This is a genomic window from Paenibacillus sp. ISL-20 (assembly GCF_018613005.1).
Lineage (GTDB): Bacteria > Bacillota > Bacilli > Paenibacillales > Paenibacillaceae > Paenibacillus_AQ.
On record NZ_JAGGRD010000018.1, the window covers coordinates 123,618 to 149,742 of the forward strand.

The following is a 26,125-nucleotide window of genomic DNA, read 5'->3' on the forward strand; positions in this document are numbered from 1 at the left end:
GATATGGATGCAGGATTATTAATGCAGGAAGCGATTAAAGCACGTACGCGGGCTTACATACCCTATTCGGCATTTGGTGTGGGGGCAGCCCTGCTCGATTCGAACGGAGAGGTCCATCTTGGCTGTAATGTAGAGAATGCCGCATATGGCCCTACCAATTGCGCTGAGCGTACAGCATTGTTCCGTGCGATTGCCGACGGTCATGAAGCAGGAAGCTTCCAGGCCATTGCCATCGTTGCCGATACGGAAGGCCCGTGCACGCCTTGCGGGGTATGCCGGCAAGTGCTGGTGGAGTTGTGCAAGCCGGATATGAAGGTGATCATGGGAAATATGAAGGGTGACATCAAGGAGACGACCGTCAGTGAACTGCTGCCGGGAGCGTTTGGTCCTTGGGATTTAAACAAGCAGTAAGTTTGCAAATGAACAGGATCATATCAAGGTTTACCCAACATGTAGATACAGGAACAGTAGCGGAGGAATGGTATGCAAAAAAAACAATTTAAGTCCGGATTTGTGGCTATAATCGGAAGACCAAACGTAGGGAAATCAACGCTGATGAACCAGGTGATCGGTCAGAAGATTGCGATCATGTCGGACAAACCGCAAACAACACGGAATAAAATTCATGGCGTTTATACGACCAACGATTCCCAAGTGGTGTTTCTGGATACACCGGGAATTCATAAGCGTCAATCCAAACTCGGGGATTACATGAATCAGACCGCTTTGAGCACGCTGGGCGAGGTTGAAGCCGCCTTGTTTCTGGTAGACGCTTCCGAGGGCATCGGCGGGGGAGACCGTTATATCGCCGAGCAGCTGCAGAAGATCAAGACTCCAATCATCCTGGTAATGAACAAAATCGACAAGATTGAGCCGCCCGCTCTGCTGCCTCTGATTGAGCAATATCGGAAGCTGCATGATTTTGCAGAGATCGTCCCGATTTCCGCGAAGCTCGGCAACAATGTCGACACGCTGCTTGAACAGATACGGAAATATTTGCCTCCTGGTCCACAGTATTATCCTGAAGACCAGGTAACGGATCATCCGGAGCAGTTCGTGTGCGCAGAGCTGATTCGCGAGAAAATTTTGCATATGACAAGAGAGGAACTTCCTCATTCCATTGCGGTTACCATCGAGGATATGCGGGTGGAGGAGAACGGAACCGTATATATTTCAGCCGTGATTTTTGTAGAACGCGATTCCCAAAAGGGCATCATTATTGGCAAGCAGGGTGCTCTGCTAAAAGAAGTTGGCAGACAAGCTCGTCAGGATATTCAAAGGCTGCTCGGGTCCAAAATTTTCTTGGAGCTCTGGGTGAAGGTTAAAAAAGATTGGCGCAATCAAGAACGCGTTCTTCGCGATCTCGGATTTCACCGCGGGGAATAAAGCCGTAGTGCAAATTGGAGGCAAATCATACACGGCGTCGCCTGCCAACAATTGCATTTCATAAATCTGCTCTAGGCGCACATCCTAATTTTCGTAGATGCGAAACGTCATTTCCGAAGAGAGGATGAATACGAATGCGAGATTTTTCGTGGAAGTATTTTGCGATGACTGGAGATGTCGATGCGTATTTGCTGTATAAGCAAACCGAGGGTGAGTCGGTTCTTACAGCTGCATCCGTTGAAGATGAGGCGGCCCCGCATGAAGAAGACGAGTAATTATTGGTTGTTCCAGGAATGGTTGGGGGAAAGCGCATGCTATATCGGGCGGAAGGGATTGTCATCCGCAGCATGGACTACGGTGAAGGGAACAAAATCATTACACTTTGCACCAAAGAATCGGGCAAGGTAGGCGTGCTGGTCAGAGGAGCAAAGAAGGTGAAAAGCCGACATGCTGCTCTGACACAGCTGTTTACCTATGGAGAGTATGTTTTCTTCCGGAATGGTACGGGGCTCGGCAACTTGAATGCCGGTGAGATCATGGAGTCTCATCACGGGCTCAGAGAGGATCTTGTGAAAACCGCCTATGCTTCTTATGCCTGCGAGCTCTTGGATCGGGTGCTGCAGGATGAGGAGACGGGCGCTTTTTGGTTTCATCAGCTCAAAGCTTGTCTGGAGGCTCTTCAGGAGGATAAGGATCCTCAAATTATCATCAATCTGTACGAGATGAAAATTTTGCAGGCCGCAGGGTACGGGCCGGAGCTGGATGTGTGCATATCGTGCAATCAGCCGAGAAAAGACGAGGATATGCTGGTGAGCCCCCGGCTTGGCGGTGTCCTGTGCCGTTACTGCAAACATCTGGATCCGCCGGCGATGGCGATCTCGCCCAGAACGTTGAAGCTGCTCCGCCTGTTTGGACGGCTGGATTTAAGACGGCTCGGCAATGTGGATGTAAAGGACGAAACGAAGGCCGAGCTCAAAAAAATCATGCGGGCCTTGATGGATATGCAGCTTGGGCTGCGTCTGAAATCGCAAAGCTTTTTGGATCAAATGGACAAGTACAATATTTGACGTAAGATATAGAATGAGGTATTATATTTATCAGTTTATTAGTTTTTTGAATACTGACATGCATTGAACGGGAAAGTAGTGAATGATCGATCCGCGAAATAGCGAGCCGGGGGCGGTGGAAGCCTGGTGGGAGATATTCATGAACAGGGCACCCGGGAGCATGATGAAACGATAAAGTGGGTTTTGTTGATCGCTGAAGATTAAGATTGTGTAGGCGACGCAGCAGGGCCAAGTAGGGTGGAACCGCGGGAAGCTACAGCTCTCGTCCCTATGTCTGTACAACAGGCGTAGGGCGAGAGCTTTTTGTTGTACAGAGAATGGATACGTATGACGGAATGAATTAGAAAAAGAATGTAAAGGAGCTAAAATCATGAATTTTCAGCAGATGATTTTGACGCTGCAGCAATTTTGGGCAGAACAGAATTGCATCATCGTGCAGCCGTACGACACGGAAAAGGGTGCCGGTACGATGAACCCGATGACATATTTGCGTTCGATCGGACCCGAGCCTTGGAATGTGGCTTATGTAGAGCCTTCCCGTCGCCCTGCTGACGGCCGCTATGGAGAGAACCCGAACCGTCTGTATCAGCATCACCAATTTCAGGTCATTTTGAAACCTTCGCCGGACAATATTCAAGAGCTGTATTTGGAGAGCCTGAAGCGTCTTGGCATCAACCCGCTTGATCATGACATTCGTTTTGTTGAGGACAATTGGGAAGCGCCGACGCTTGGTGCATGGGGCCTTGGCTGGGAAGTATGGCTGGATGGTATGGAAATTACGCAGTTTACGTACTTCCAGCAGGTTGGCGGCATTGACGCTAGCCCAGTCGCTGTAGAGATTACCTATGGTATGGAGCGTCTTGCCTCCTACATCCAGGATAAAGAGAACGTGTTTGATCTGGAGTGGGTAGACGGCATCACCTATGGAGACGTATTCCATCAGCCGGAATTCGAGCATTCGAAGTACACCTTTGAAGTGTCCGACGTGAAGATGCTGTTTACGCTGTTTAACATGTATGAAGAAGAAGCGAACAAAGCAATGAACCAAAAGTTAGTATTCCCGGCTTACGATTATGTTCTAAAATGCTCCCACACGTTTAACCTGCTGGATGCCAGAGGGGCGATCAGTGTAACGGAGAGAACGGGATACATTATGCGCGTGCGAAACCTGGCTCGTCAGGTTGCAGCCACGTATTTGGAGGAGCGCGAGAAGCTGGGCTTCCCGTTGATTAAGAAAGGGGGCACAGACCATGCCTAAGGATTTATTGTTTGAAATCGGTCTGGAAGAGGTTCCGGCGAGATTTCTGCGCGCCGCGATGGAACAGCTTCAGGACAAATTGGTCAAATGGCTGGATGTTTCCAGAATCGGACATGGCGAAGTAACGGCATATGCTACGCCGCGCCGCTTGGCAGTATGGGTACAGAACGTTGCGGACAAACAAGAGGACGTCAGCGAAGAAGTGAAAGGGCCTTCCCGTAAGATCGCATTGGATGATAGCGGACAGTGGAGCAAGGCAGCGCTTGGCTTTGCAAAAAGCCAGGGCGTAGATCCCGAGAGTTTTACGTTTAAGGAGCTCGGCGGGGTAGAGTATATCTATGTGACGAAGAACAGCGTCGGCGTGGATACGAAGTCGATCCTGTCCGAAGGACTTCTTGGCATTTTGACTTCGATGACATTTCCAAAAAATATGCGCTGGGGGGCGCACGAATTTAAATTCGTCCGTCCGATTAAGTGGATGGTCGCTTTGCTCGGCAGTGAGACGATTGATCTGGAAATTACGGGCGTGAAGGCAGGCAACGTGACCCGTGGTCACCGTTTCCTTGGCGGAGAAGCCGTTATTCCTGAGGCATCCGCTTACCGCGACGTATTGCGCGAACAGCATGTCATCGTAGACGTGAATGAACGCCAAGAGATGATTGTGTCGCAGGTCCAGGCATTGGCCCAAGAGAAAGATTGGAATATCGCCATCAAGGATGATTTGCTCGAAGAGGTATTGTTCCTGGTTGAGACTCCAACTGTGCTGTATGGATCATTCGACTCCTCATTTCTCCATATTCCGCAGGAAGTATTAATTACTTCAATGCGTGAGCATCAGCGGTATTTCCCTGTACTGGATAAGCAGGGACAATTGCTTCCGTTCTTCGTAACGGTGCGCAGCGGAGACAGCCGTTCCCTTGACGTTATCGCAAGAGGGAATGAGAAGGTGCTGCGGGCTCGTTTGTCGGACGCCAAATTCTTCTATGAGGAAGATCAGAAGCTTCAGATCAAAGATGCCTTATCGAAGCTGGAGAGCATTGTTTTCCATGAGGAGCTGGGGACCATCGGCGATAAAGTCCGCAGAATCCGCCGGATTTCCGATCAGTTGTCCGCGAAGCTTAGCATTTCGGCTGACGAAGCCGATTCTGTGAGCCGTGCAGCTGATATTTGCAAATTCGATCTGGTGAGCCAGATGGTTTATGAATTCCCTGAACTGCAGGGGGTTATGGGAGAGGATTATGCAAGAAAAGCCGGTGAGAAGGAGCAGGTCGCCAAAGCGGTGTTTGAGCATTACCAGCCTCGCTTCGCCGGTGACGCAGTGCCTTCCACCTCGGTGGGATCCATCGTAAGTATCGCGGATAAAATCGATACGATTGTGGGATGCTTCTCCATCGGCATCATTCCGACAGGCTCCCAGGATCCTTACGCACTGCGCCGTCAGGCTGCGGGCATCGTTCAGATCATCTTGGAGCACAAATTCCCGGTGACGTTATCGGACGTCTTCGGCGTGGCCCTGGAGGTTCATGAGAACATTCGCGTTTTGAAGCGCTCGACGGATGAAATCCGTAAGGACCTTAAAGAGTTCTTCGGGCTTCGCGTGAAGAAGCTGCTGTCCGAAGATCAGCGTTATGATGTGGTGGATGCCGTGATTACCGCCGGATTTGATCATGTGGTGTCGGTTGTATCCCGTGGTCACTCGCTGATGAATGCTGTGGATCATGTCCAGGACTTCAAGGCGACGGTGGAATCCTTCAACCGGGTCAGCAATTTGGCTGCCAAGGCCGGCAAGGCTGCGGTCAATCCTGAACTGTTTACGGAAACGGAAGAAGGCAAGCTTTATGAAGCTTGGAGCGCGATCCGCGAAGATTACCATGCCGCGCTGCAAGCTGCTGACGGTGAACGTTCATTGTTCTTGCTGGGTGGACTCAAAGAACCGATTACCGGGTTCTTCGACTCCGTTATGGTCATGGCTGAGGACGAAGCGGTTCGGGCCAATCGTCTCGCACTGCTGTCCGGTATTGATGGAGATTTGAAGCGTTATGCCGATTTCACAAAATTAGTGTGGTAGTAGTGACAGCATGATTTTACTAATGTTATAATGCATTGTTCAGTGAAAGCGACAGCCCGTGATTATGTACGGGATGGCGCTTTCGCTATGAACGGACGGAATCAAGCAAGTGAGGGTCATTGTTTATTTGAAGAGATAAGAAAGTATAAGCTTCAGAGGCTTACCATCCTTATCTCGCAAGAAAAACTTCCGCTATACGCGGTCTGTCTTCTGTGAAATACGTCGATAGACGTTTTTCTTAGAAGAAGGATTTTAATCGGCCCAAGACGTATATAATAATATACAGCATAAAGATGAATCCCAAGATTAACGATAAAAGCCGGTGATGCGAATGAACGAAAGCAACTCCATTTCGATCGTGGTTGACGGTGATGCATGTCCAGTCAAGAAGGAAATCGCAGAGACTGCTCGTACATTTCGTGTGCCGGTACTGCTTGTTTCTTCCTATGATCATCTGCAGCAGGCAGAAGAAGGGGTTACGACGGTCCAGGTGGATCGGAGTGATCAAAGTGCGGATCTATACATCGCTAACCACATATCCAGGGGGGATATCGTGGTGACGCAGGATTATGGACTGGCTGCACTTGCGCTTGCCAAATCATGCCATGTGATATCTTTTCGTGGTCGTATTTTCCATAATGCGGATATCGATTTCATGCTGGATTCCCGGCACCATCAGGCGAAGGCGAGGAAGCAAGGAAAGTATGGCAAAGGGCCCAAAAAACTGCTTGACGAAGACCGGAGTTTTTTTCAACATAAACTGACAAAACTTTTGCATGAATTGCAGGAGAATGTCCACCCGTAGCGAATACTATTTACGTGCCAAAAGAGATGAAGGTGGTTTGGATGAGTACCGGACAAGGTAATATTCCGGATGATGTCATTGAGGAAGTACTGGCCAAAAGCGATATTGTGGACACGGTCAGCAAATACGTGCATCTTACCAAACAAGGGAAATACCTGAAGGGCTTGTGCCCGTTTCACTCAGAGAAGACTCCTTCCTTTACGGTTACACCGGAACGCCAAATCTTTTACTGCTATGGCTGCGGTAAGGGCGGAAACGCCATTAAATTTAGAATGGAAATCGAAGGATTTTCTTTCCCCGAAGCCGTAAAGACAATGGCAGAAGAGAATGATATCTCGTTACCGGAAGGTCAAGGAGTTCCCGTAATTCCTCGTAATCCGGAAAAAGAACGTTTGATTGAAGCCTATGAGCTTAGCGCCAAGCTGTACCATTTCCTGTTGAAGAATACGGAGCATGGTACGGAAGCTATGAAGTATTTACGATCCCGTGGAATGAACGACAAAATGATTGACCAGTTCCAAATCGGTTATGCGCCAGATCGTTGGGACACGCTGGTTCAGTTTCTGACGAAGCGAGCCTTTGACTTGAAAGAGATGGAAAAGGGCGGTTTATTATCCGCAAGAAATGAACAAGAAGGCTATCTCGACCGTTTTCGCGGACGAATCATGTTTCCGATACATGACCGCAGCGGCAAGGTCATTGCGTTTGCTGGCAGAATACTGGGGGACGGTCAACCGAAGTATCTGAATTCCCCGGAGACACTTCTATTTAATAAGAGCCGCACATTGTACAACCTGCACCAGGCAAAGACATCCATACGCAAATTGCGTCAAATTCTGTTATTCGAAGGTTACGGTGATGTCATTTCGTCATGGGAAGCAGGACTTCACAATGGTGTGGCAACGATGGGGACCTCTCTAACGGAAAACCAAGTAGCAATCATGAAATCGGTGGCTGAAGAAGTTGTTGTTGTCTATGACGGTGATAAAGCCGGTATGGCTGCTGCGTTAAAAGTCATTCCAATGCTGGAAGGCGTTGGTCTCAGAGTACGAATCGCTTTGGTGAACGAAGGGATGGATCCTGATGATTACATCCGCAAATTCGGTGCCGAGCGTTTCAGGCATGTAGTAGAAACAGCTGTTTCAACAACAAAATTTAAACTTATATATCTGAAGAAAAACCATATACTGCTAGAAGAAGATGGTAAGATTGCGTACGCCAAAGAGGCATTGCCCATTATCGCAGTTCTGAATTCCTCAACTGAACGAGAAGTTTACTTGAGGGAATTGTCCTCCGAGCTTCATCTTTCCTACGAGAGTCTTAAGCAGGATTGCAATCTGCTTCGGCAATCGATGCAAAAAAAGATGGGCGATGGGGATAATAAGGAAAAACGGTGGAATAATGGTAGGCATAAAAAAGGGCGCCAGCCCGCCCCGGTACTTCTGCCTGCTTACCATGCTGCAGAACGGCGGCTGCTGTCGCTGATGCTGCAGGATGCGGAGGCCGCGCGATACGTTGGCGATCGCCTGGGAGAAGCGTTTAATATTGAAGATCATGCGGCAATTGCTGCTTATCTATATGCTTTTTACGCACAGGGTAAATCTCCGGATATCAGCCGTTTCATGTCATCGCTCCACGACGATCGTTTGGAAATGACGGTCAGCTCGATCATGATGATGGAAGCACCAGCCGAATGGAATGTTCAAGTGCTCGATGATTGCATACGTGAGGTGCTGAAATTTCCGCAGCAGAGAGAGATCGACCAGAAAAAAGAAGAGATGATAAAAGCGGAACGCTCAGGTGATTTTTTGCGAGCCGCACAAATTGCAAGTGAGATTATCGCCCTAGAAAGACAATGAAGCCCCGCACATTGCTGTTTCTAGGGAGGAGGGAGTCGAATGATGGCGAATGATCAGCATACTGAACTAGAAACGGAATTTACGCTGGATCAAGTCAAGGATCAGTTGATTGAACAGGGTAAAAAGAGATCCGTATTGAGCTATAAAGATATTATGGAGAAATTATCGCCATTTGATCAGGACACGGAGCAGATGGAAGAGTTCTATGAGCAGCTGGCCGACCTGGGTATCGATGTAGTAAATGAGAATGATGAAGAGGGTACTCACCGGCAATCGGGAGATTCCGAATCCCATGGTAATGAGGATTTTGGGTTTGACGACGATCTTTCACTGCCTCCAGGGATCAAGATTAACGACCCGGTACGGATGTACCTGAAGGAAATTGGACGGGTTCCGCTGTTGTCAGCTGATGATGAGATTGAACTTGCCAACCGGATTGAACAGGGGGATGAGGAAGCCAAGCGCCGTCTGGCCGAAGCCAACCTGCGTCTCGTTGTAAGTATCGCGAAGCGTTATGTCGGACGCGGAATGCTGTTTCTGGATTTGATTCAGGAGGGCAACATGGGTTTGATTAAAGCCGTGGAGAAGTTCGATTACAAAAAGGGTTTTAAATTCAGTACATATGCGACCTGGTGGATTCGCCAAGCGATCACGCGCGCTATTGCTGACCAGGCCCGTACCATCCGAATTCCTGTGCATATGGTGGAGACCATCAACAAGTTGATTCGTGTATCCAGACAGCTTCTCCAGGAGCTCGGACGTGAGCCTTCGCCGGAGGAAATTGCTGCCGAGATGGAACTCAGTGTTGAGAAAGTCCGGGAGATTATGAAGATTGCCCAGGAGCCGGTTTCGCTGGAAACGCCGATCGGTGAGGAAGATGACTCCCATCTCGGAGATTTCATCGAAGATCAGGAAGCACTCGCTCCTGCCGATGCGGCTGCTTACGAGCTTCTGAAGGAACAGCTCGAAGATGTGCTGGATACGCTGACAGAGCGCGAGGAGAACGTACTTCGTCTTCGTTTCGGACTCGATGATGGCCGCACGAGAACACTGGAAGAGGTCGGCAAAGTGTTCGGTGTTACACGCGAACGGATTCGACAGATTGAAGCGAAAGCGCTCCGTAAGCTTCGTCACCCGAGCCGCAGCAAGCGGTTAAAGGATTTCCTCGAATAGCTTAATCCACGGACCTTCTGCAGTAATCGCAGCAGGTCCTTTTTTTCGAATTCATGCATCGCATGTATAAGTTTCTTGGTTATGGAATTTCTTCCTGCATTTGTTTTATTGGTCTTTATTTTAGCTCTTTTTCGGACCCATTGCAAATGACGAGGCACAACTTATTTTTCACCGGCTTTGCCGGTTTGCAGTTTGGTATCGTCTCTGTTAGGGTAAGGAATAGATCGTGATTTGGACGAAAATATGGAATGGTAAGGTGTGTCAACCGTGAAATTATCAAGAAGATTAACACAAATACTGGAGAAGATTCCGCGCGGCAGTCGACTTGCAGATATCGGTTCCGACCATGCCCTGCTGCCTGTGGCTGCCGTAGAGAGCGGGGCTGCAATTCAAGCGATCGCCGGTGAAGTCAATCCCGGCCCGTATGATGCTGCTATCAAACAGGTTATCGAATCAGGGATGACGGATGTCATCAGCGTGCGAAGAGGAGACGGTTTGAACGTACTCTCAGCCGGTGAGGCCGACGTCATTACGATTGCTGGTATGGGCGGCAGTTTGATTGCAGCGATTTTGGACCGAGGTATCGATAAGCTGGAAGGCGTCCGCAGGCTGGTCCTGCAGCCAAATGTAGGAGAAGATATCTTGCGCAAATGGCTGTACTCCCATGGCTGGGTGCTGATCGAGGAATTGATCCTAGAGGAAGACGGCAAAATTTACGAAATGCTGATCGCAGAGCCTTCGCATACAGCAGACCTGACGAATGAGCAGGTTTATACGGAAAGAACGATTGGAGACGGTGTCCGGTTATCCACGGACTGGCTTTTCCGTATGGGACCTTGGCTGACGAAGTCCCCGAATCCGGTGTTCTACGATAAATGGAAGTCGGAAATGGAGAAGCTGGGGTATATTCTTCAATCGCTTTCGCGTTCAGATCTCACCACGGCAGCCGATAAGGCCAGTGAGATGAGATCGGATATCGAGTTTATTCAGGAGGTGCTGGCGTGCTTGCCAAAGGACAAACGGTAATTCAATACATGGAGCAATTGGCCCCGAAGCACGTGGCCGAACCCGATGACCGAATCGGCCTCCAGCTTGGAACATTGCAAAAGGACATTCGCACGGTGCTGATTGCACTGGATGTCAATGATGAAGTGGTGGATGAAGCCATTGAGCTTGGAGCTGACCTGATTATCGCGCATCATGCGATTATATACCGTCCGCTGAAACAACTGCAGACGGATACGCCAATGGGCAAGGTATACGAGAAGCTGATCAAACACGACATTGCGGTATATATAAGTCATACCAATTTGGACGTAACCGAAGGCGGGATGAACGATTGGATGGCGGAGGCCTTGGGAATCGAGAATACGTCGCCTATTCATGACATGCATAATGAACAGTTGTCCAAGCTGGTGGTATTTGTGCCGAAGAGCCATCATCAAGAGGTGCTGGATGCTGTGCTAGGCGCTGGTGCAGGCTGGATCGGAAATTACAGCCACTGCAGCTTCAACATCGAGGGCTTTGGCACCTATGTTCCGCGAGAAGGCAGTAACCCTTTTCTAGGTCAGGAAGGCAAGATGGAACGTGCAAATGAGGTTCGGATCGAGACGATTGTTCCTCATGCCATCCGAAATAAAGTCATCCAGGCGATGCTGAAGGCGCATCCTTATGAAGAGGTTGCCTATGATCTGTATGCGATGGATCTTAAGGGTAGATCCCTTGGTCTTGGCCGGGTCGGTAAGCTAAAGGAACCTAAGACGTTGGCTGAGCTGGTAGACGTGGTAAAAGAGAAGCTGGAGGTCCCTCATGTTCGTGTCGTAGGAGAACTCGACCGCACCATCCGCAAGGCGGCCGTCATAGGGGGCTCCGGAGGACGCTACACGATGAAAGCACTGTTTCGAGGAGCCGATGTGCTGGTAACGGGAGATGTGGATTATCATACGGCACAGGATGCGCTTGCAGCGGGACTTACGATCATTGATCCGGGTCATAATGCCGAGAAGATCATGAAGGTCAAAGTGGCCGAGTGGATGGAGCAGAAACTGCAGGAGCATAAGTACGAAACCCGGGTTGTCGCTTCCCGCATCAATACAGAGCCGTTCCAGTTCGTTTAAAGAACAGAATTGTAAGACATGGAAAAGTGTTCTCTTTTTGACACGTGACCATGAACATTACTTCGTCCAAGCTGGGAAATTAATCAGCTGTTGTTAATGTTTAATGGGTTGTGTACCGCTTCAAATCACTGTATAATATATAATGTTGTCCGGAAAGTTTGACAGACAATCGCTGGTGGCGTCAAAGCCGCGAGAGGAAAGTCCGGGCTCCATAGGGCAGGGTGCTGGATAACGTCCAGTCAGCGCGAGTTGAAGGATAGTGCCACAGAAATGGACCGCCGATGGCCGCCTTAGGGTGGCACAGGCAAGGATGGAACCGAGGTGTAAGAGACCCCGAGGAACGCTGGTGACTTCGTTCCTGGTAAACCCCACCTGGAGCAAGACCTAATGGGACGCAGTCTCCTTCGAGGAGACAGCCTTAGCCCGAGGCGCGTCCGGGTTGGTCGCTTGAGTCGATTAGTAATGATCGGCCTAGATAGATGATTGTCGCTCATGGTGGCAGGGTAGTTCCCGCTATGACCACGAAGAGCACAGAACCCGGCTTACGGAAAGCTTTCCCAACTGAACAACATATTGCTTTACGGATATCGCAATGGTACAAACGCGCATTTTTTTTACATTCCTCATCAGGTGTGTAAAGGATATGCGCGTTTTTTCATTTGCCAATGAAAATATTGGGAGTTCATCCGCCCTTTAAGGATAATCGTCCATACCAAATAGCCCCTTGGGTAATAAGCTATAATCATCTACGGAAAGGGGATGCAAAAAACATGTTTTGTTATAACGAAAATCCATGTCCTCCTGTGTCACCGATAGTGTGCGATCCGATCGTTGTCGTTAGAGACCACTATGTACCGCAAATCGTACCCGTTATTCATCCGATTAAAGTGGTGGATAAGATTCATTGTGTACCTGTAGAAAAACATCTATATACGTACAGCGAAGAAGAAGTCGTATCCGAGAAGGCAGGCTATGGCGGAGTTACCGTATCCGGCAAGCGTTCGAAGAAAGCTGCAGCACGTACTAGCCGTTCCCGCCGCAAGAAATAAATGTAGCGGCGCTTTGCCTCTAAGTATGAATAAAGCAGCTAACGCTAGCGAGGCGGAAGCTGCTTTATTTCGATTATTTTATTCCTTTGAGCTGTTTAATTTGCGAAGCTCCCACTCCAGATTCCGAAGCGTTTGACCTGGCCACATTTGGAGAGGGACTTCTTGCGCGCCAACCGCTTTCAAGGATTGGAAAATATCAATCTGACCATGACCGTAATATTTATCTTTTCCTTTATCGCCAAGATCGACCGCTTGGTTTATCATGGCGTCCATGACTTCCTGATTGGTCAGGTCAGGGTTAAGGGAACGAATGAGACCCGCCATGGCAGCTGCGTGGGGGCTAGCCATGGAGGTTCCGGATAGAGCCGCGTATTGATTCCCTGGAAAGGTGCTTGCAATATTGGTTCCTGGAGCAGCCACGTCGATATAATCGCCGTAGTTGGAATATTCCGCCCGCTTCTGATTGGAATCCGTTGCGGCGACGGCCAGCACTTCCGGATAGGCGGCAGGATAACCAGGGCGCTCCGTGTTGTCATTGCCTGAGGCGGCAACAAGGACAACGTCACGGTCATAAGCATATTTCACGGCATCATGCAGGAACTGGGAGTCCGCATAGTTGCCTAGACTCATATTGATCACCTTGGCTCCGTGATCCGTCGCCCAAATAATCCCTTCTGCGACGGCATAGGTTGTTCCGGATCCGGATCCGTCAAGCGCTTTGACCGGCATGATTTTGTTGTACCAGCTTACCCCGGCAACACCTTCACCGTTATTGACCAGGGCGCCGATGATCCCGGCCACATGCGTTCCATGACCAACATCATCCAAGGGCTGCTTGTCCTTATCTACGATGTTGTACCCTTCCACCAACTGCCCATTCAAATCGGAATGCTGAAGATCCACTCCCGTATCAACGACTGCAATGATCACATCTTCACTGCCCCTGGACAAATCCCAGCCCCGGTTCGTCTCAATGACGGGCAAATTCCACTGATACTCAGAAAACAGCAAATCATTCGGGATATTGACCTGCGCGTTCGCTCCATCCGTTAAGGAATCCGAACTTACCCTGGATTGATGGAGGCGATCATTGGTTAAATAGATGTAGTGAGGCTCGGTATATTTGGGTGTCCACTTCTGCTCAAAATAGGAGCGGAGTTTAAGGTAGTCCATATCCTTGGAACGAAAAACATAAGCATAGCCAAGTTTCCTCGGGGTTTCACACGATATTTCCTTAGAGATATCGAGGAGCTGCTGCTGTGACGGCTCATTTTGAAAGGACACCACAATTTCATTTTCGTAAAAGTGACTGGCCTTTTCATTATCATGTCCGGTTTTGACGGTGATGTCGGAGAGGGTATCCGCATGAATCGATTCGACCTTGAATTTTCCTTCCTTTGGGTACGGAATTAAGCGCAGATTCCGCTTCTGGTGATTGCTTACTTCATGCAGTATGCCTTGATTAACCAAAGCTGCGGCGCCATATTTGCCATCCTTGGACGGCTCGGCAACAACAAAATAAGGCTGTCCCGCGACGTTGAACTTGGGTGAATCATAAGTTTCTCCCCGTTTAAGCTTCTGCTGCGCCATTTGGAAATGAATAGTAATCAGATTTTTATCTTTTTTGTTCAGTTTGGGAAGCAGACCCTGTATATCTGTCATTTTGTTTTGCTTAAGGTTATACCACCGTACCTGCTGAAAATGCTTGTGAAACTTTTGTTCTTTTTGCGTATAGGCTTTTATTTGACCTGGGCTGCGCAAAGCGTTATTGTTCAGCATCCTGCGCAGATGACCTTTTGCATCAATACGGTTTAGTTGATCCGTTGCCTGGATATCGCTTTGCATAGTAAAGTGCTTGGCCTTGTTCTCCTCTTGGGGCTTTAAAGGCTGTGTTGGTTCAGCCATTGGAGTCGGCTGTTTCGAACCGGGGATGAACAGTAAGATCAGAAGCGCGCCAAGAACTGACGCTGCACCTAGGATGGTCCACAAGGTACGAGATTTCACAAAATTTCCTCCTCGCCGCATTTCATGATTTAAGTAGTCTTAGCGTGGGAAGAGTGAATCCTTTTTATGCGTTCCATTTCGTGAGTAAAACGGATGTGAGTTTCGCAAAATGAAATGTACTAAAAATAACCGTGTAAGTGTATTCATGATAGGGATTTCGTTATCCCAAAATTTGTGTTAGGATAGTACATATTATAACGACCGCCAGGTTATATGACCTGTAGGGTCACGACCATTTAAGGGGGATCTATCGTAATGCCAGCAGACAATCTTCAGAAATTATGCTCAGAGTCCAGAGAAAAGTTGAAATCTGCTATTTCGATTATGGAAACGTTTTTGAACGAACATGCTTTATCCCAATTGGTAACGGAACAGGACGAGGAAACCGTTCATTTTTACAAAGGATTTCTGTCAGATGTTCGCCATTTGCTTGTGTTTTCTGAAGTTTCCTATGAGAAGCTAGGTGTTGTACAGCGTCGCCCTAATTTTGATATCGATTTTGCCGAGAAGGCTTTGTATAATTTGTATCACCGCTGTGTCAACAGTTTCTTCTATCCCAAAAATGAAAGCTATTCCGAAGATGGTCGTTACGCCTATACTGGACAGGATGCGATTCGTTTCCGGAAGAAGCCGGTTCGTCCTGCCCGTGATGTCATTATGAACATTACCAAGATTTATGAAGAGCTACGTGATGATCTTGCTTATTACGAAAGCGATTATTTGACGGAGCGCCGTATGCAATCAGAGAAAAGTCACGCTTAACATATTAAGGAATACTCATGAGATGCCAATCATTGGCATCTCTTTTTGCGTTTTGCTGCTTAGGCACCAACTGACAATCGTTCTTGTGCATACCGGCAGTAAACTAAGGAAAAAATGTTGACGAGGTGATGCTAAAATGGCCAACGAAGCCAAACCATTAGTGAAGTGCAGTGTCAGCAATTGCCATTACTGGGGAGAACAAAACTTATGTCATGCCGAGATGATTATGATTGAAATTGACCGTCATGCGAATGTGAAACTCAATGAAGAGTATGGAGCAGAGCCTTACGTAGACGACCATCAGGATGTTGCTGACAAGTCTTCCGAGACCTGCTGTTTGACCTTTAAGCCGAAGGGCTGACAGGAAAAAAGCCGGATAAAGTCCGGGTTCTGGGCACTTTAGGATGATGGAAATGGAGGAAGCACGTTTATGGATAAAAAACATCGCAATCACAAAATGAAGGTTGTTGAAGGCAAGCGAAACAGGGTAGACTTCCCGCGCAAAGATCACCGTGAGGAATATGCAACCGAGGTTGCTCCCCCTATGGATGCCTCAACACGAAGAGCAGACGAGGATAAGGCAGACGTTTCTACCGGACGGACTGTCGGATATGTGGGCTTGGTATTGGGCATCGCCTCCTTGTTCATGTGGTCGGTTATCCTGGGGCCCATCGCAGCGGTTGTTGGATATTACGCGTACAGCAAAGGCAGCAGAACGACAGGCGCGTGGTCGATCGGACTCGGCATATTGGCAACGCTCAGTTATTTTATCTTGATTCCTTTCAGTAGGTAATTCATTTTGTAATGATGTGAATATGGGCGGGTCAACCAGTGAGTGGTTGATTCGCTTATTTTTTTGCCGAATAGGTCTAGCAGATTGTTCCAGTTCCATGATAAAATAAAGGACAAGTTTGAAATTTTGCTGCAGAAAGTGAGTTAAACGATGCAAATAGATCCGATATCATGGAAGCAAATGACGGATATACCACAGATGAATACGAATTCCACCGAGTCGGCAACCGGATTTGTCAATGTGCTAAGCAGCTTGCTTACCGAAGATTCCACCTCCAAGCCGGTTGAACGTTCCATGACACAGCTTGCGCCTGGCGTAACCTTTAAGGATGGACTGTTGTGGCAGCAGCTAGGAGCTGTAGATGAATCCGCCTCGTCTATACCAATGGAGGGGGTCGTGCATGACACGGGGGCAACAAAGCCAACAACCTTTGAGGATTTAATTACAGCGGCAGGGGAACGGTATGGAGTGCCGGTATCGCTGATTAAAGCGGTCATCGATGCGGAATCCTCCTTTAATCCGAATGCGGTGTCCTCTGCGGGGGCCAAGGGCCTGATGCAGCTGATGGACGGCACAGCAAGGGGACTTGGGGTAAGCAACCCATTTGATCCGGCTCAGAACATCGAAGGTGGTACTAAATATCTGTCCAATCTGATTCAGCGGTTTGGCGGAGAAAAGGCTATGGTACTTGCAGCGTATAATGCAGGTCCAACCCGTATCGCGAATATGGGTGTATCCAGTGATGAAGAGTTGATGTCTGTTGCTCATGAATTACCTGAGGAAACGCAGGCATACATTAGTAAAGTCATGAACGCTCAATCAAAATACACTTTATAAACCCGCTTGGGGATAAATAGTAACCTGATAGAGGATCAAACGATAAGCGCCACTTTGTCCGATCTAAGATGGAGTGCGGCTTTACCGTTTGGTCTTTTTGTGTAAATATAAAGGTCTGGAATAATAAGTTCTACAACGTGCAATGCGTATGATGGAAAGGGGAATTTACCTTGATATATTGGGATCACGCTGCAACGACCCCTCCTTATGATGATGTAGTGGACACAATGGCTGAAATCATGAAAATGCATTATGCTAATCCGTCAGCACTTCATCGTTCAGGCGAGGCTGCCGCCAAACTGCTGAAGAAGGCAAGAGAGGTGTGTGCAGCCGCGCTGGACGTTCAGCCGACGGAGATCGTATTCACATCCGGGGCAACCGAAGGCAATAACATGGCGATTAAAGGGGCTGCGATGCAGTACAGCAGCCGGGGCCGGCATATCATCACGACGGGAACAGAGCATCCTTCCGTATATGAATGCTGCAAACAGCTGGAAACGCGGGGATGGGAAGTGACCTATCTCCCGGTGGATGCCGCCGGCGTGGTCGATCTGGCTGCTTTGACGGAAGCTGTGCGCAAAGATACAGTGCTCGTCAGCATCATGCATGTCAATAATGAGACGGGGTCCGTCCAGCCGCTGGCTGAGGTGGGGCGTATCGTCAAGGAACGAAATTCACGAACGCTGCTGCATATCGATGGCGTACAGGGATTTGGCAAGCTGCCGGTGACTCTTTCCCAGTGGCAGGCCGACTTGTACAGCCTGTCTGCACATAAATTCAATGGCCCGAGAGGAATGGGCGTGCTGTACATTAAGCAAGGCGTGCAGTTGTTTCCGTTGGTATCGGGCGGATCCCAAGAGAATGGGCACCGGGCAGGAACGGAGAATGTTGCCGGAGCGGTAGCGATGTCGAAGGCCGTGCGGTTATCCAGAGAACGCCAGCCCGAGTTTTATGCAAGAATGACGGAATTAAGGGAGCTTCTGCTCCAGGGCATCGACAAAATTCCGGGATTGGTGTTAAACAGCAGTGAGCAGAGCGCGCCACATATCCTTCATTTTTCGTATCCGGGATTAAAACCCGAGGTGATGGTCCATGCTCTGGAAGAGATGGGCATGCTCGTATCAACCAAATCCGCTTGCTCCTCTAAATTAATCGAACCCAGCCGGGTCCTGTTAGCGATGGGGAAGGACATGGACGTTGCTTCCTCCGGAATTCGTATCAGTCTTGGCAAAGAGCATCAGTTGGGCGATGCAGCGCGACTAGTCGAAGTCTTGGCAAAAGTTTGCGGGAACCTGCGTCCCATTATAGAAAGAGAGGGTAACCGAAGATGACTTACGATAAACTGCTGCTTCGCTTTGGCGAATTTACCCTAAAAGGCAAAAACCGCAACCGATTCGAGAGATCGGTATTGAATCATATTCGAAGCGTGCTCAAACCGTTTCCGGGAGCAAAAATCGTAAAGGAATACGGCCGCTTGTACGTCGAGCTTAACGGGGAGTCACCCGAGGCTCTGATCCAAGTTCTAAAAAAAGTATTTGGTCTTGTTTCCATCAGTCCGGTTCGCGTATGTCCTTCCGAGCTTGACCGCATTATCGAAACAGCGGTTGATTTTGTGGGACAGAAGGAACTGGCTGACCCGTCAACCTTCAAAGTCAATGCGAGAAGGGTGTGGAAACAATTCCCCCACTCCTCGCAAGAGATGAACCATTTCGTCGGATCGCCTTTGCTGCGAACCTATCCCCAGCTTAAAGTAAAGGTAAAGCAGCCCGATATGGAGCTTCGCGTGGAGATTCGGGAGAACGAGACGTATTTGTATTATGAAGTAATCCCCGGCGCCGGCGGGTACCCGATTGGCACGAATGGGAAGGCCATGCTGCTCCTCTCGGGGGGGATTGATAGTCCTGTAGCGGGCTGGTCGGCCATGCGCAGAGGTCTTGAAATTGAATGTGTACACTTCTACAGCTTCCCTTACACGAGCCAACTGGCGAAGGAAAAGGTGATGGAGCTAACCAGGCTGTTATCGGGCTTCACCGGCAAAATCAAGCTGCACCTGGTTCCGTTTACCGATGTACAGACTTCATTTATCGGTATCGGCCAGGATAATCTGATCATTACGTTTATGCGCAGAGCGATGTTACGGATTGCTTCCTCGCTTGCGGAGCGAGAAGGGGCATTGGCTATCGTGACGGGAGACAGTCTCGGACAAGTTGCCAGCCAGACGCTGCCGAGTATGAATGTGATCGGCAGAGCCACCGAGCTGCCGCTGCTGCGGCCGCTCGTTATGATGGATAAGAACGATATTATCAATATCGCAATGGACATCGGCACATTCGAGACATCGATTTTGCCGTATGAGGATTGCTGTACGTTGTTTGTGCCTAAATCGCCCACCACCAATCCGAATTTGAAGATCATCGAGAAGGTGGAGGCTTCCATTACCGAGCTACCTGCACGGATCCAAGTTGCGATTGAAGGTACGGAGACCGTGATCATAACCCCGGACAGCAAAATCGGTGAGCTAGGCGAGAAGCATGCAGAACCCGTGGTAAACGAAGGCTGGTTCTAATCGAGTATCAAGCTAAGTTCAACATAAACAACACCCCAAAGCTTCTTGGAAGCCTTGGGGTGTTGTTTTTATCGCGCGTATGGAGTTTCAATTATGACTGGGTAGATGACTTGCGGCGCCCGGCAGATCTTTTTTTCAGATGTCCTGCAGTCAGCACACCGATAATGATGGCAGCTATGAAGAGATATTTTATAAGCTGGTGTGCTTCGAAATATACCAGAAAATGCTTCTCTTCGGTAATCATGGAGGACGCCGTGTACGCAAGTACCGCAGAGCCTACATAGATAATCCATGGGAAGCGGTTGATTAGTTTGATAAACAATGTGCTGCCCCATACCACGATGGGTACACTGATGAGCAGGCCTAGCGTTACAAGGATCACATTGTGTTTGGCTGCGCCTGCAACGGCAATGACATTGTCGAGACCCATAGCAGCGTCGGCTACAATGATGGTACGAATGGCAGCGCCAAGGCTTTTGCCGGCTTTTATATTATCGTGGTCATTATTGTCGTCGGTCATCAGCTTGTAGGCAATGCCAATCAGGAGTACACCTCCCACAAGCAGCAACCAAGGGATGTTAAGCAGCCAGACAACGAGGATGGTGGCAATGATACGAAGAATAACAGCTCCGGCAGTGCCGTAGATAATTGCTTTTTTCTGGGTTTCCTTCGGAAGATTACGTGCTGCAAGACCGATCACAATGGCATTGTCCCCGGCCAAGATCAGATCCAAGAAGACAATGTTGATTAATGCAAGAAAAAATTCAGCGGCTGTGGTTTCCATGAATGTCACTCCTCTTAGAATACGGTTCCACCATTAAACAAAGTGGATTAATTATAGGCCTATTTTTCCCGTTGTGCAAGCATAGCCTGGACCATTACCACATATGTGTAGAATGGGGGTGTTGTTCTAGTGGAGACGATTTTTTTGTTGGGACAGATATTGATGATCAACCTTGTACTCAGTGGCGACAATGCCCTGGTTATCGCGATGGCCAGCAAAGACCTTCCCGAAATACATCGCAGACGGGCGGTCTGGATCGGGACTGCAGGGGCTGTTCTCTTACGGTGTATTCTGACTTTTTTGGCGGTGTTGCTGCTGAAAATCCCATTTTTGCAGGCTGGAGGCGCATTACTGTTGATCTGGATCGCAGTCAAACTCATGATGCAAAAAGAACAGGACCATGCAAGCTTGGCCAAAGCTTCAACGATATGGGCCGCTGTCAATACAATTTTGGTTGCCGATTTCGTGATGAGCCTGGATAATGTCTTGGCCATTGCGGGGCTTGCAAAAGGCGATCTTGCCTTGATTGTCATCGGAATATTATTAAGCATTCCCATCGTTGTATGGGGAAGCGGGATGATCTCAAGCCTGCTTCACAAGTTTCCCGTGCTGCTTTACATAGGTGCCGGCATTCTAGCTTTTACAGCAGGCGAAATGCTCATACAGGATTCCCGCGTAGGGCTGATTCTGGCTTACTGGATGCCTTATGCCCACAGTTTGCTGCCAATTGTTATTGCAGGTGCTGTCGTTCTCATAGGCGGATTACAGACGGTAAGACGGCCCGGTATGTAACGGGATTAACTCAACAGCCTATTCGCGAAGGCGGGAGTGTTCAATCAAAAAAATGGACGACTGTCTTGTGCAGTCGTCCATTTTTTGTTAGCTTCATGCAGGTATATGGGATGGGCCTAGGTTATTTCAAGTGGAACAAGCTCGGGATATGGTTTTTTTTGTCGGTTTGGGCTAAAATTAACGTAACTGCTTCTTTTAGAAACCGCTATTTTTGGTGATACATATATTGAAGAGAGGGTGATCAAATGTCCTCCAGAAAAGATTTGGCGTTGGGTATATTCATCGTTGTTGCTGGAGTTGTTATTTTGCTCGGTAAGCTTGGTGTGTTTGGATTTCTGGGAAGAACGTTATGGCCGCTTGTCTTGCTGCTGCCGGGTATTTTTTTGCATATCATGTTTTTTGGTCGCCGTGCCTCTGCCGCAATCCTTATTCCAGGCGGTATTCTGACGGTATATGGGCTTCTGTTCTTCATATGTAATATCGGGGGATGGGGACTGATGACTTCATTATGGCCTGTGCTAATTCTCGGTGTGGCTGTCGGCTTGTATGAATATTATTTGTACGAGAGCCCGCGACCTGGCGCAGCGCTGCCGGTGGCGCTTGGACTGACGGTGCTTTCCGTTTTGATATTCATCTTCACCTGGCTTGAGACTGGGGCGTTCTACATTATTGCCCTGATCTTAATCGCAGCGGGTATCTGGATGATCTTTGGCCGCAATCGTTCCGGGCGCAATAATAAATGGAGCAGAGGCTGGTAATTGGTAAGAGGTAAAAGTTGCTGGAAGTTTTCTGAAAAGACTTGATTTTCCTGCTCGTTTACCTATATTATAGGATGTATGTTGAAGCGTCGGCATGTCGTCCGGCGCTTTCTTTGTGGCTCATTCGAACAGAAGGGATTTGAGATATATTTATGCAATCAAGAGATCAGATTCGCAACATTGCCATTATTGCTCACGTTGACCATGGCAAAACAACACTTGTAGACCAACTGCTGCAGCAGTCCGGTATTTTCCGGGAGCATGAGACGCTGCAGGAACGCGCGATGGACTCCAATGATTTGGAGCGCGAACGCGGAATTACCATCCTAGCCAAGAATACGGCTATTACGTATAAAGATTTCTTGATTAACATTGTGGATACACCTGGACACGCCGATTTCGGTGGTGAAGTTGAGCGTATTATGAAAATGGTCGACGGCGTTCTGCTCGTTGTTGACGCTTATGAAGGATGTATGCCTCAGACTAAGTTTGTGCTAGGTAAAGCTCTTGCACATAACTTGACTCCCATCGTCGTTGTGAACAAGATTGACCGTCCGGCCGCCCGCCCAGCAGAAGTGATCGATGAAGTGCTTGATCTATTCATTGAGCTTGGTGCGAATGACGACCAACTGGACTTCCCCGTTGTATATGCATCAGCCCTAAACGGTACTTCAAGTATGGATCCAGAGAAGCAAGATGATAACATGCTTGCTCTTTACGAGACCATTATTGACCATATCCCTGCCCCTACTGAGAAAGTGGACGAGCCTCTTCAGTTTCTCGTTACCTTGATGGATTACAATGAATATCTGGGCCGTATTGCCGTCGGCCGTGTGAACCGCGGTATCATTAAGCAAGGCCAACCGGTTACCGTTATGCTTCGTGATGGTTCCACCAAGAGTGCCCGTATCGAGAAGCTGTTCGGCTTCCAAGGATTGAAGCGGATCGAGGTTGCTGAAGCAGGTGGCGGCGACATCGTGGCGATCGCAGGTATCAAAGACATTAACATTGGAGAGACCATTGCGGATCCACAGAATCCGGAGGCATTGCCTGTCCTTAAAATTGATGAACCAACCTTGCAAATGACGTTCCTTGTTAACAACAGTCCTTTTGCCGGACGTGAAGGCAAATGGGTAACATCCCGTAAACTGCGTGACCGTCTCTTCAAAGAACTGGAAACGGACGTAAGTTTGAGAGTGGATGAGACGGAGAGCCCTGACGCCTATATCGTATCGGGACGCGGTGAGCTTCACCTCAGTATTTTGATTGAGAATATGCGTCGTGAAGGCTATGAGCTTCAAGTATCCAAACCAGAAGTTATCGTTAGAGAAATTGATGGCGTCAAAATGGAGCCGATCGAACGTCTTATGATTGATGTACCAGAAGAAAGCATGGGTTCTGTTATGGAAAGTCTCGGAACACGCAAGGCTGAAATGGTAAACATGGTGAATAACGGAAATGGTCAAGTGCGTCTGGAATTCCTGATTCCCGCTCGTGGACTTATCGGTTACCGCACCCATTTCCTGACTTTGACACGCGGTTATGGTATTATGAACCACGCATTCGACAGCTACGGTCCGCTTATTGGCGGTCAAGTGGGTGGACGTCACCAAGGCGTACTGGTTTCCACGGAGAACGGATCTTCCACGTTCTATGGCATGATGTCGGTGGAAGACCGCGGAACCCTGTTCCTGGAACCGGGAACTGAGATTTATGAAGGTATGATTGTCGGGGAGCATACCCGCGATAACGATATCGTTGTTAATATTTGTAAAGAGAAGCAATTGACCAACGTACGTTCGGCAACGAAGGACGACACGGTTAAATTGAAAACACCGATTATTTTCTCACTGGAACAAGCGCTTGAATACTTGAACGATGACGAGTATTGCGAGATTACACCGAAGTCCGTTCGTCTTCGTAAGAAGATCTTGAACAAGAGTGAGCGCGAACGTGCAGAAAAGCATCGTAAAATGGCACAAGCAAATCTATAATAGATAGAGATCTACTTGTCCAAAAGGAGTGAACCTATCATGCAAGAATGGTTTGCCGCGCACCCACTCATCTCTTATATCGTGATTTTTGTGCTGATCACCTACGTTTATAACAAGGTATTCCGGGTGAAACAGAAACTTCCTCTGTTGAAGGAGATTCTCCTGTATATCTTGATGGCCTTGGGCTCGGCGATACTGCTTGTGTTTCAGATTGATAAGCTGCCGATTATCCAGTGCTTGTTAGTAGCTGTGGCATTGATGCTGATGGTGCGTATTCGATATTTTGTTGAAGATCGTCAGAAGAAGAAGGCTCAGACCGAGCCGAAGTCATAAGCTTTGTAGAAATTTAGCAACTCAGGTAACAACTATACGGCAACTTTTTGTCAGTCCCCATCGTTTATAAGAGAGAGAAGTCAACCATGGTCCGGTAAATGCTTCGAAATTTGAAGCGTTTATCGGACATTCATCTAATTTGAATGAAATAAGGTGTTATGATATGAATCCTACTCATACCAATCTCCCTCCGAGAGCCAAAAGTGGGGGGAAGGGCAAGAATCAGCCAGTTCCAAAAAAGAAAAAAAGCGCATGGAAATCATTTTTTAAATTCATTCTTATCGTCTTGTTAATCGCAGTATTAACTGCAGCAGGTTATGCCGGATACTTGTACGTAAAGGGTAATCAAGTGATTGAGAAAAGCGGGATCGACAAGCCTGTAGCTCCAGGCCATTCCGCAAAAGAAAAGCCGATTACGGTGCTTCTCTTGGGAACCGATCATCGCCCGGAGACGGGGACTTACTTGACGGACGTGGTCATGGTCGCCACCATGCATCCGGAAACCAATACGTCAACGCTGGTATCACTGCCGCGGGATACGCTCATTGAACTCGAAGGATACAAAGCGAGTAAACTGAACGCTTATTACCCAAGGTTTAAAGCGGCATACAATGCTGCCGAGAAAAAGGAACCGGGCAGCGGCATTCCGGCAGAAGAAGAAATGAAAGTCATGATGAGCAAGTATCTTGGCGTTAATATCGACTATGTAACGGTTATCGATTTCCAGGGATTCCGTGAAGTGGTGGATACTTTTGGCGGAGTGGATGTTAACGTTCAGTACAACATGTGTTACCGCGACAGTGCGGATGGGACGGATATTAACCTAACCGCAGGCCCTCAGAAGCTGGATGGCAAGAAAGCGCTGGATTATGTCCGTTACCGTAAATCTCGGAACTGTACGCCGAAGACGAAGGAATCCAATGACTTTGATCGCAATGCCCGTCAGAGTGAGGTACTACACTCCCTGCTCGACAAAATGAAGTCTTTTGGCGGCGTAACTAAAGTGGGTAATGCGCTGGATGCGGTCAGCGACAACATGACCACCGATTTCGAGCAGGAGCAGATCCGGAACTTGCTCACGACTTATTATGATATTGGTAAAGATGACGTTAAATTCATGCCGATTACCGGTGAGTGGAGAAGCCCTAACGTTTACATTAACGACAATGAACTCAACGCAGCGAAACAAGCGCTGCAAGACGAGCTTGCCGGCAAGCATAACGCTGGCGAGCAGGGAACAGAAGCGGATTCTGCAACAACTCCGTGACAATTGAAGGCAAGTTTTATTGTATGCTATAATACAATGTATCAGATGGAGATCATTGTACAGGAGGCCGAAGGCATGTCCTACCTTATGATGCATACGACACAACCATTGATCTGTAATCGGCAGACTGATTACTCTGCCCATGCATTTGTGCGAGCAGATTCCATTTGGGGATGGGAGCCTTTCAGATGTCATCCTTCTGATTCCATGTCTTTTCAGGCGTGTTCATTCGACATGGGTGTCCATTTCACACCGAACAGACTGCAGAACTCTGAATATGATACGGGTCATGTCACTGGCGAAGCAGAAATGCTCGTTAGTGGCGTTGTTATGACCTTAAAAAAGCCCAGTGAGCTTCACTGGGCTTTTTTGTATGAAATTTGGGGTTAGGTGACGGACAAACTCGGGTAATGACAGGATTTGTCTTCTGCTGATTCGCGAGTTTACCCTCAA

General features: G+C 48.4%; 26 protein-coding genes and 1 other RNA gene. 25 read left to right on the top strand and 2 right to left on the bottom strand.

Annotated elements, in window-relative coordinates; all coding sequences use genetic code 11:
• Positions 1 to 3 precede the first annotated feature (3 nt).
• The 13 genes from cdd (at position 4) to J7E85_RS10660 (ending at position 12,782) form a co-directional block, all read left to right on the top strand.
• Positions 4 to 411 carry a cytidine deaminase gene (cdd, locus tag J7E85_RS10600; protein ID WP_215157571.1) on the top strand — a complete coding sequence of 136 codons (408 nt, stop codon included), beginning with the start codon at positions 4 to 6 and terminating at the stop codon, positions 409 to 411.
• A gap of 72 nt (positions 412 to 483) precedes the next feature.
• The gene (era, locus tag J7E85_RS10605) at positions 484 to 1,386 is read left to right on the top strand and encodes a GTPase Era (RefSeq protein WP_215157573.1); all 903 of its coding nucleotides are present in this window, start codon (positions 484 to 486) and stop codon (positions 1,384 to 1,386) included.
• Positions 1,387 to 1,520: 134 nt separating this feature from the next.
• Positions 1,521 to 1,661 carry a YqzL family protein gene (locus J7E85_RS10610; protein ID WP_076320595.1) on the top strand — a complete coding sequence of 47 codons (141 nt, stop codon included), beginning with the start codon at positions 1,521 to 1,523 and terminating at the stop codon, positions 1,659 to 1,661.
• A gap of 36 nt (positions 1,662 to 1,697) precedes the next feature.
• Positions 1,698 to 2,453 carry a DNA repair protein RecO gene (gene recO, locus J7E85_RS10615; RefSeq protein ID WP_215157575.1) on the top strand — a complete coding sequence of 252 codons (756 nt, stop codon included), beginning with the start codon at positions 1,698 to 1,700 and terminating at the stop codon, positions 2,451 to 2,453.
• A gap of 370 nt (positions 2,454 to 2,823) precedes the next feature.
• Positions 2,824 to 3,711 carry a glycine--tRNA ligase subunit alpha gene (gene glyQ, locus J7E85_RS10620; protein WP_215157577.1) on the top strand — a complete coding sequence of 296 codons (888 nt, stop codon included), beginning with the start codon at positions 2,824 to 2,826 and terminating at the stop codon, positions 3,709 to 3,711.
• Positions 3,704 to 5,779: a glycine--tRNA ligase subunit beta gene (glyS, locus tag J7E85_RS10625; protein ID WP_215157578.1), complete on the top strand. Its 2,076-nt coding sequence runs from the start codon at positions 3,704 to 3,706 to the stop codon at positions 5,777 to 5,779. Before glyQ ends, glyS begins: the two co-directional genes overlap by 8 nt.
• Before the next feature lie 325 nt (positions 5,780 to 6,104).
• Entirely contained in the window at positions 6,105 to 6,584 is a 480-nt protein-coding gene (locus J7E85_RS10630; RefSeq protein ID WP_215157579.1) for a YaiI/YqxD family protein, read from the top strand.
• 41 nt (positions 6,585 to 6,625) lie between these two features.
• A complete protein-coding gene (gene dnaG, locus J7E85_RS10635) occupies positions 6,626 to 8,443 on the top strand; it encodes a DNA primase (protein ID WP_215157581.1) in 1,818 nt (605 codons plus the stop codon).
• Between the two features lie 42 nt (positions 8,444 to 8,485).
• Positions 8,486 to 9,616, top strand: coding sequence for an RNA polymerase sigma factor RpoD (gene rpoD / locus J7E85_RS10640; protein WP_215157737.1), 1,131 nt, complete (start codon positions 8,486 to 8,488; stop codon positions 9,614 to 9,616).
• A 267-nt stretch (positions 9,617 to 9,883) separates the two neighbouring features.
• Positions 9,884 to 10,642 (top strand): tRNA (adenine(22)-N(1))-methyltransferase, encoded by a 759-nt coding sequence (locus J7E85_RS10645; protein WP_215157583.1) that lies wholly within the window; start codon positions 9,884 to 9,886, stop codon positions 10,640 to 10,642.
• Positions 10,618 to 11,733: a Nif3-like dinuclear metal center hexameric protein gene (locus tag J7E85_RS10650; protein ID WP_215157591.1), complete on the top strand. Its 1,116-nt coding sequence runs from the start codon at positions 10,618 to 10,620 to the stop codon at positions 11,731 to 11,733. The genes J7E85_RS10645 and J7E85_RS10650 overlap by 25 nt, the downstream gene beginning before the upstream one ends.
• A 153-nt stretch (positions 11,734 to 11,886) precedes the next feature.
• An RNA gene (gene rnpB, locus J7E85_RS10655) (RNase P RNA component class A) lies at positions 11,887 to 12,293 on the top strand.
• Between the two features lie 243 nt (positions 12,294 to 12,536).
• Entirely contained in the window at positions 12,537 to 12,782 is a 246-nt protein-coding gene (locus tag J7E85_RS10660) for a hypothetical protein (protein WP_353049483.1), read from the top strand.
• Positions 12,783 to 12,860: 78 nt separating this feature from the next.
• On the opposite strand, the gene J7E85_RS10665 is transcribed toward J7E85_RS10660, so the two are convergent.
• On the bottom strand, positions 12,861 to 14,786 hold the full coding sequence (locus J7E85_RS10665; protein ID WP_215157595.1) for a S8 family peptidase: 1,926 nt from the start codon (positions 14,784 to 14,786) through the stop codon (positions 12,861 to 12,863).
• 255 nt (positions 14,787 to 15,041) lie between these two features.
• On the opposite strand from J7E85_RS10665, the gene J7E85_RS10670 reads away from it, so the two are divergent.
• The 6 genes from J7E85_RS10670 to thiI all read left to right on the top strand — a co-directional run bounded on the left by J7E85_RS10670 (position 15,042) and on the right by thiI (position 19,744).
• The gene (locus J7E85_RS10670) at positions 15,042 to 15,548 is read left to right on the top strand and encodes a YpuI family protein (protein ID WP_006209041.1); all 507 of its coding nucleotides are present in this window, start codon (positions 15,042 to 15,044) and stop codon (positions 15,546 to 15,548) included.
• Positions 15,549 to 15,684: 136 nt separating this feature from the next.
• Complete coding sequence (locus J7E85_RS10675; protein ID WP_006209042.1) at positions 15,685 to 15,909, top strand: DUF1540 domain-containing protein; 225 nt, start codon at positions 15,685 to 15,687, stop codon at positions 15,907 to 15,909.
• A gap of 69 nt (positions 15,910 to 15,978) precedes the next feature.
• The gene (locus J7E85_RS10680) at positions 15,979 to 16,341 is read left to right on the top strand and encodes a hypothetical protein (RefSeq protein ID WP_076320604.1); all 363 of its coding nucleotides are present in this window, start codon (positions 15,979 to 15,981) and stop codon (positions 16,339 to 16,341) included.
• A gap of 150 nt (positions 16,342 to 16,491) precedes the next feature.
• Positions 16,492 to 17,178 carry a lytic transglycosylase domain-containing protein gene (locus J7E85_RS10685; protein WP_215157597.1) on the top strand — a complete coding sequence of 229 codons (687 nt, stop codon included), beginning with the start codon at positions 16,492 to 16,494 and terminating at the stop codon, positions 17,176 to 17,178.
• Positions 17,179 to 17,348: 170 nt separating this feature from the next.
• Positions 17,349 to 18,509 carry a cysteine desulfurase family protein gene (locus tag J7E85_RS10690; protein ID WP_215157599.1) on the top strand — a complete coding sequence of 387 codons (1,161 nt, stop codon included), beginning with the start codon at positions 17,349 to 17,351 and terminating at the stop codon, positions 18,507 to 18,509.
• On the top strand, positions 18,506 to 19,744 hold the full coding sequence (thiI, locus tag J7E85_RS10695; protein WP_215157601.1) for a tRNA uracil 4-sulfurtransferase ThiI: 1,239 nt from the start codon (positions 18,506 to 18,508) through the stop codon (positions 19,742 to 19,744). The genes J7E85_RS10690 and thiI overlap by 4 nt, the downstream gene beginning before the upstream one ends.
• Before the next feature lie 91 nt (positions 19,745 to 19,835).
• Here thiI and J7E85_RS10700 read toward each other — a convergent pair whose 3' ends face one another.
• Positions 19,836 to 20,528 (bottom strand): TerC family protein, encoded by a 693-nt coding sequence (locus J7E85_RS10700; RefSeq protein ID WP_215157603.1) that lies wholly within the window; start codon positions 20,526 to 20,528, stop codon positions 19,836 to 19,838.
• A gap of 129 nt (positions 20,529 to 20,657) precedes the next feature.
• On the opposite strand from J7E85_RS10700, the gene J7E85_RS10705 reads away from it, so the two are divergent.
• From J7E85_RS10705 to J7E85_RS10730, 6 genes are all read left to right on the top strand, one after another.
• Positions 20,658 to 21,320, top strand: coding sequence for a TerC family protein (locus tag J7E85_RS10705; RefSeq protein WP_215157605.1), 663 nt, complete (start codon positions 20,658 to 20,660; stop codon positions 21,318 to 21,320).
• 245 nt (positions 21,321 to 21,565) lie between these two features.
• Complete coding sequence (locus tag J7E85_RS10710) at positions 21,566 to 22,078, top strand: hypothetical protein (RefSeq protein WP_215157607.1); 513 nt, start codon at positions 21,566 to 21,568, stop codon at positions 22,076 to 22,078.
• Between the two features lie 152 nt (positions 22,079 to 22,230).
• Positions 22,231 to 24,072 (top strand): translational GTPase TypA, encoded by a 1,842-nt coding sequence (gene typA / locus J7E85_RS10715; protein ID WP_215157609.1) that lies wholly within the window; start codon positions 22,231 to 22,233, stop codon positions 24,070 to 24,072.
• 39 nt (positions 24,073 to 24,111) lie between these two features.
• The gene (locus J7E85_RS10720; RefSeq protein ID WP_215157611.1) at positions 24,112 to 24,405 is read left to right on the top strand and encodes a YlaH-like family protein; all 294 of its coding nucleotides are present in this window, start codon (positions 24,112 to 24,114) and stop codon (positions 24,403 to 24,405) included.
• A 163-nt stretch (positions 24,406 to 24,568) separates the two neighbouring features.
• Positions 24,569 to 25,672 carry an LCP family glycopolymer transferase gene (locus tag J7E85_RS10725; protein ID WP_215157613.1) on the top strand — a complete coding sequence of 368 codons (1,104 nt, stop codon included), beginning with the start codon at positions 24,569 to 24,571 and terminating at the stop codon, positions 25,670 to 25,672.
• Positions 25,673 to 25,675: 3 nt separating this feature from the next.
• On the top strand, positions 25,676 to 26,062 hold the full coding sequence (locus J7E85_RS10730) for a hypothetical protein (protein WP_215157615.1): 387 nt from the start codon (positions 25,676 to 25,678) through the stop codon (positions 26,060 to 26,062).
• Positions 26,063 to 26,125 lie beyond the last annotated feature (63 nt).

Excerpts from the sequence above, each read along its gene's own strand:
- era (WP_215157573.1), top strand. The coding sequence starts at position 484 with ATGCAAAAAAAACAATTTAAGTCCGGATTTGTGGCTATAATCGGAAGA.
- recO (WP_215157575.1), top strand. The coding sequence starts at position 1,698 with ATGCTATATCGGGCGGAAGGGATTGTCATCCGCAGCATGGACTACGGT.
- J7E85_RS10700 (WP_215157603.1), bottom strand. The coding sequence starts at position 20,528 with ATGGAAACCACAGCCGCTGAATTTTTTCTTGCATTAATCAACATTGTC.
- J7E85_RS10685 (WP_215157597.1), top strand. The coding sequence starts at position 16,492 with ATGCAAATAGATCCGATATCATGGAAGCAAATGACGGATATACCACAG.
- J7E85_RS10610 (WP_076320595.1), top strand. The coding sequence starts at position 1,521 with ATGCGAGATTTTTCGTGGAAGTATTTTGCGATGACTGGAGATGTCGAT.
- J7E85_RS10710 (WP_215157607.1), top strand. The coding sequence starts at position 21,566 with ATGTCCTCCAGAAAAGATTTGGCGTTGGGTATATTCATCGTTGTTGCT.
- J7E85_RS10680 (WP_076320604.1), top strand. The coding sequence starts at position 15,979 with ATGGATAAAAAACATCGCAATCACAAAATGAAGGTTGTTGAAGGCAAG.
- J7E85_RS10720 (WP_215157611.1), top strand. The coding sequence starts at position 24,112 with ATGCAAGAATGGTTTGCCGCGCACCCACTCATCTCTTATATCGTGATT.
- glyS (WP_215157578.1), top strand. The coding sequence starts at position 3,704 with ATGCCTAAGGATTTATTGTTTGAAATCGGTCTGGAAGAGGTTCCGGCG.
- rpoD (WP_215157737.1), top strand. The coding sequence starts at position 8,486 with ATGGCGAATGATCAGCATACTGAACTAGAAACGGAATTTACGCTGGAT.
- J7E85_RS10675 (WP_006209042.1), top strand. The coding sequence starts at position 15,685 with ATGGCCAACGAAGCCAAACCATTAGTGAAGTGCAGTGTCAGCAATTGC.
- dnaG (WP_215157581.1), top strand. The coding sequence starts at position 6,626 with ATGAGTACCGGACAAGGTAATATTCCGGATGATGTCATTGAGGAAGTA.
- J7E85_RS10670 (WP_006209041.1), top strand. The coding sequence starts at position 15,042 with ATGCCAGCAGACAATCTTCAGAAATTATGCTCAGAGTCCAGAGAAAAG.
- typA (WP_215157609.1), top strand. The coding sequence starts at position 22,231 with ATGCAATCAAGAGATCAGATTCGCAACATTGCCATTATTGCTCACGTT.
- J7E85_RS10630 (WP_215157579.1), top strand. The coding sequence starts at position 6,105 with ATGCGAATGAACGAAAGCAACTCCATTTCGATCGTGGTTGACGGTGAT.
- cdd (WP_215157571.1), top strand. The coding sequence starts at position 4 with ATGGATGCAGGATTATTAATGCAGGAAGCGATTAAAGCACGTACGCGG.
- J7E85_RS10725 (WP_215157613.1), top strand. The coding sequence starts at position 24,569 with ATGAATCCTACTCATACCAATCTCCCTCCGAGAGCCAAAAGTGGGGGG.
- glyQ (WP_215157577.1), top strand. The coding sequence starts at position 2,824 with ATGAATTTTCAGCAGATGATTTTGACGCTGCAGCAATTTTGGGCAGAA.
- thiI (WP_215157601.1), top strand. The coding sequence starts at position 18,506 with ATGACTTACGATAAACTGCTGCTTCGCTTTGGCGAATTTACCCTAAAA.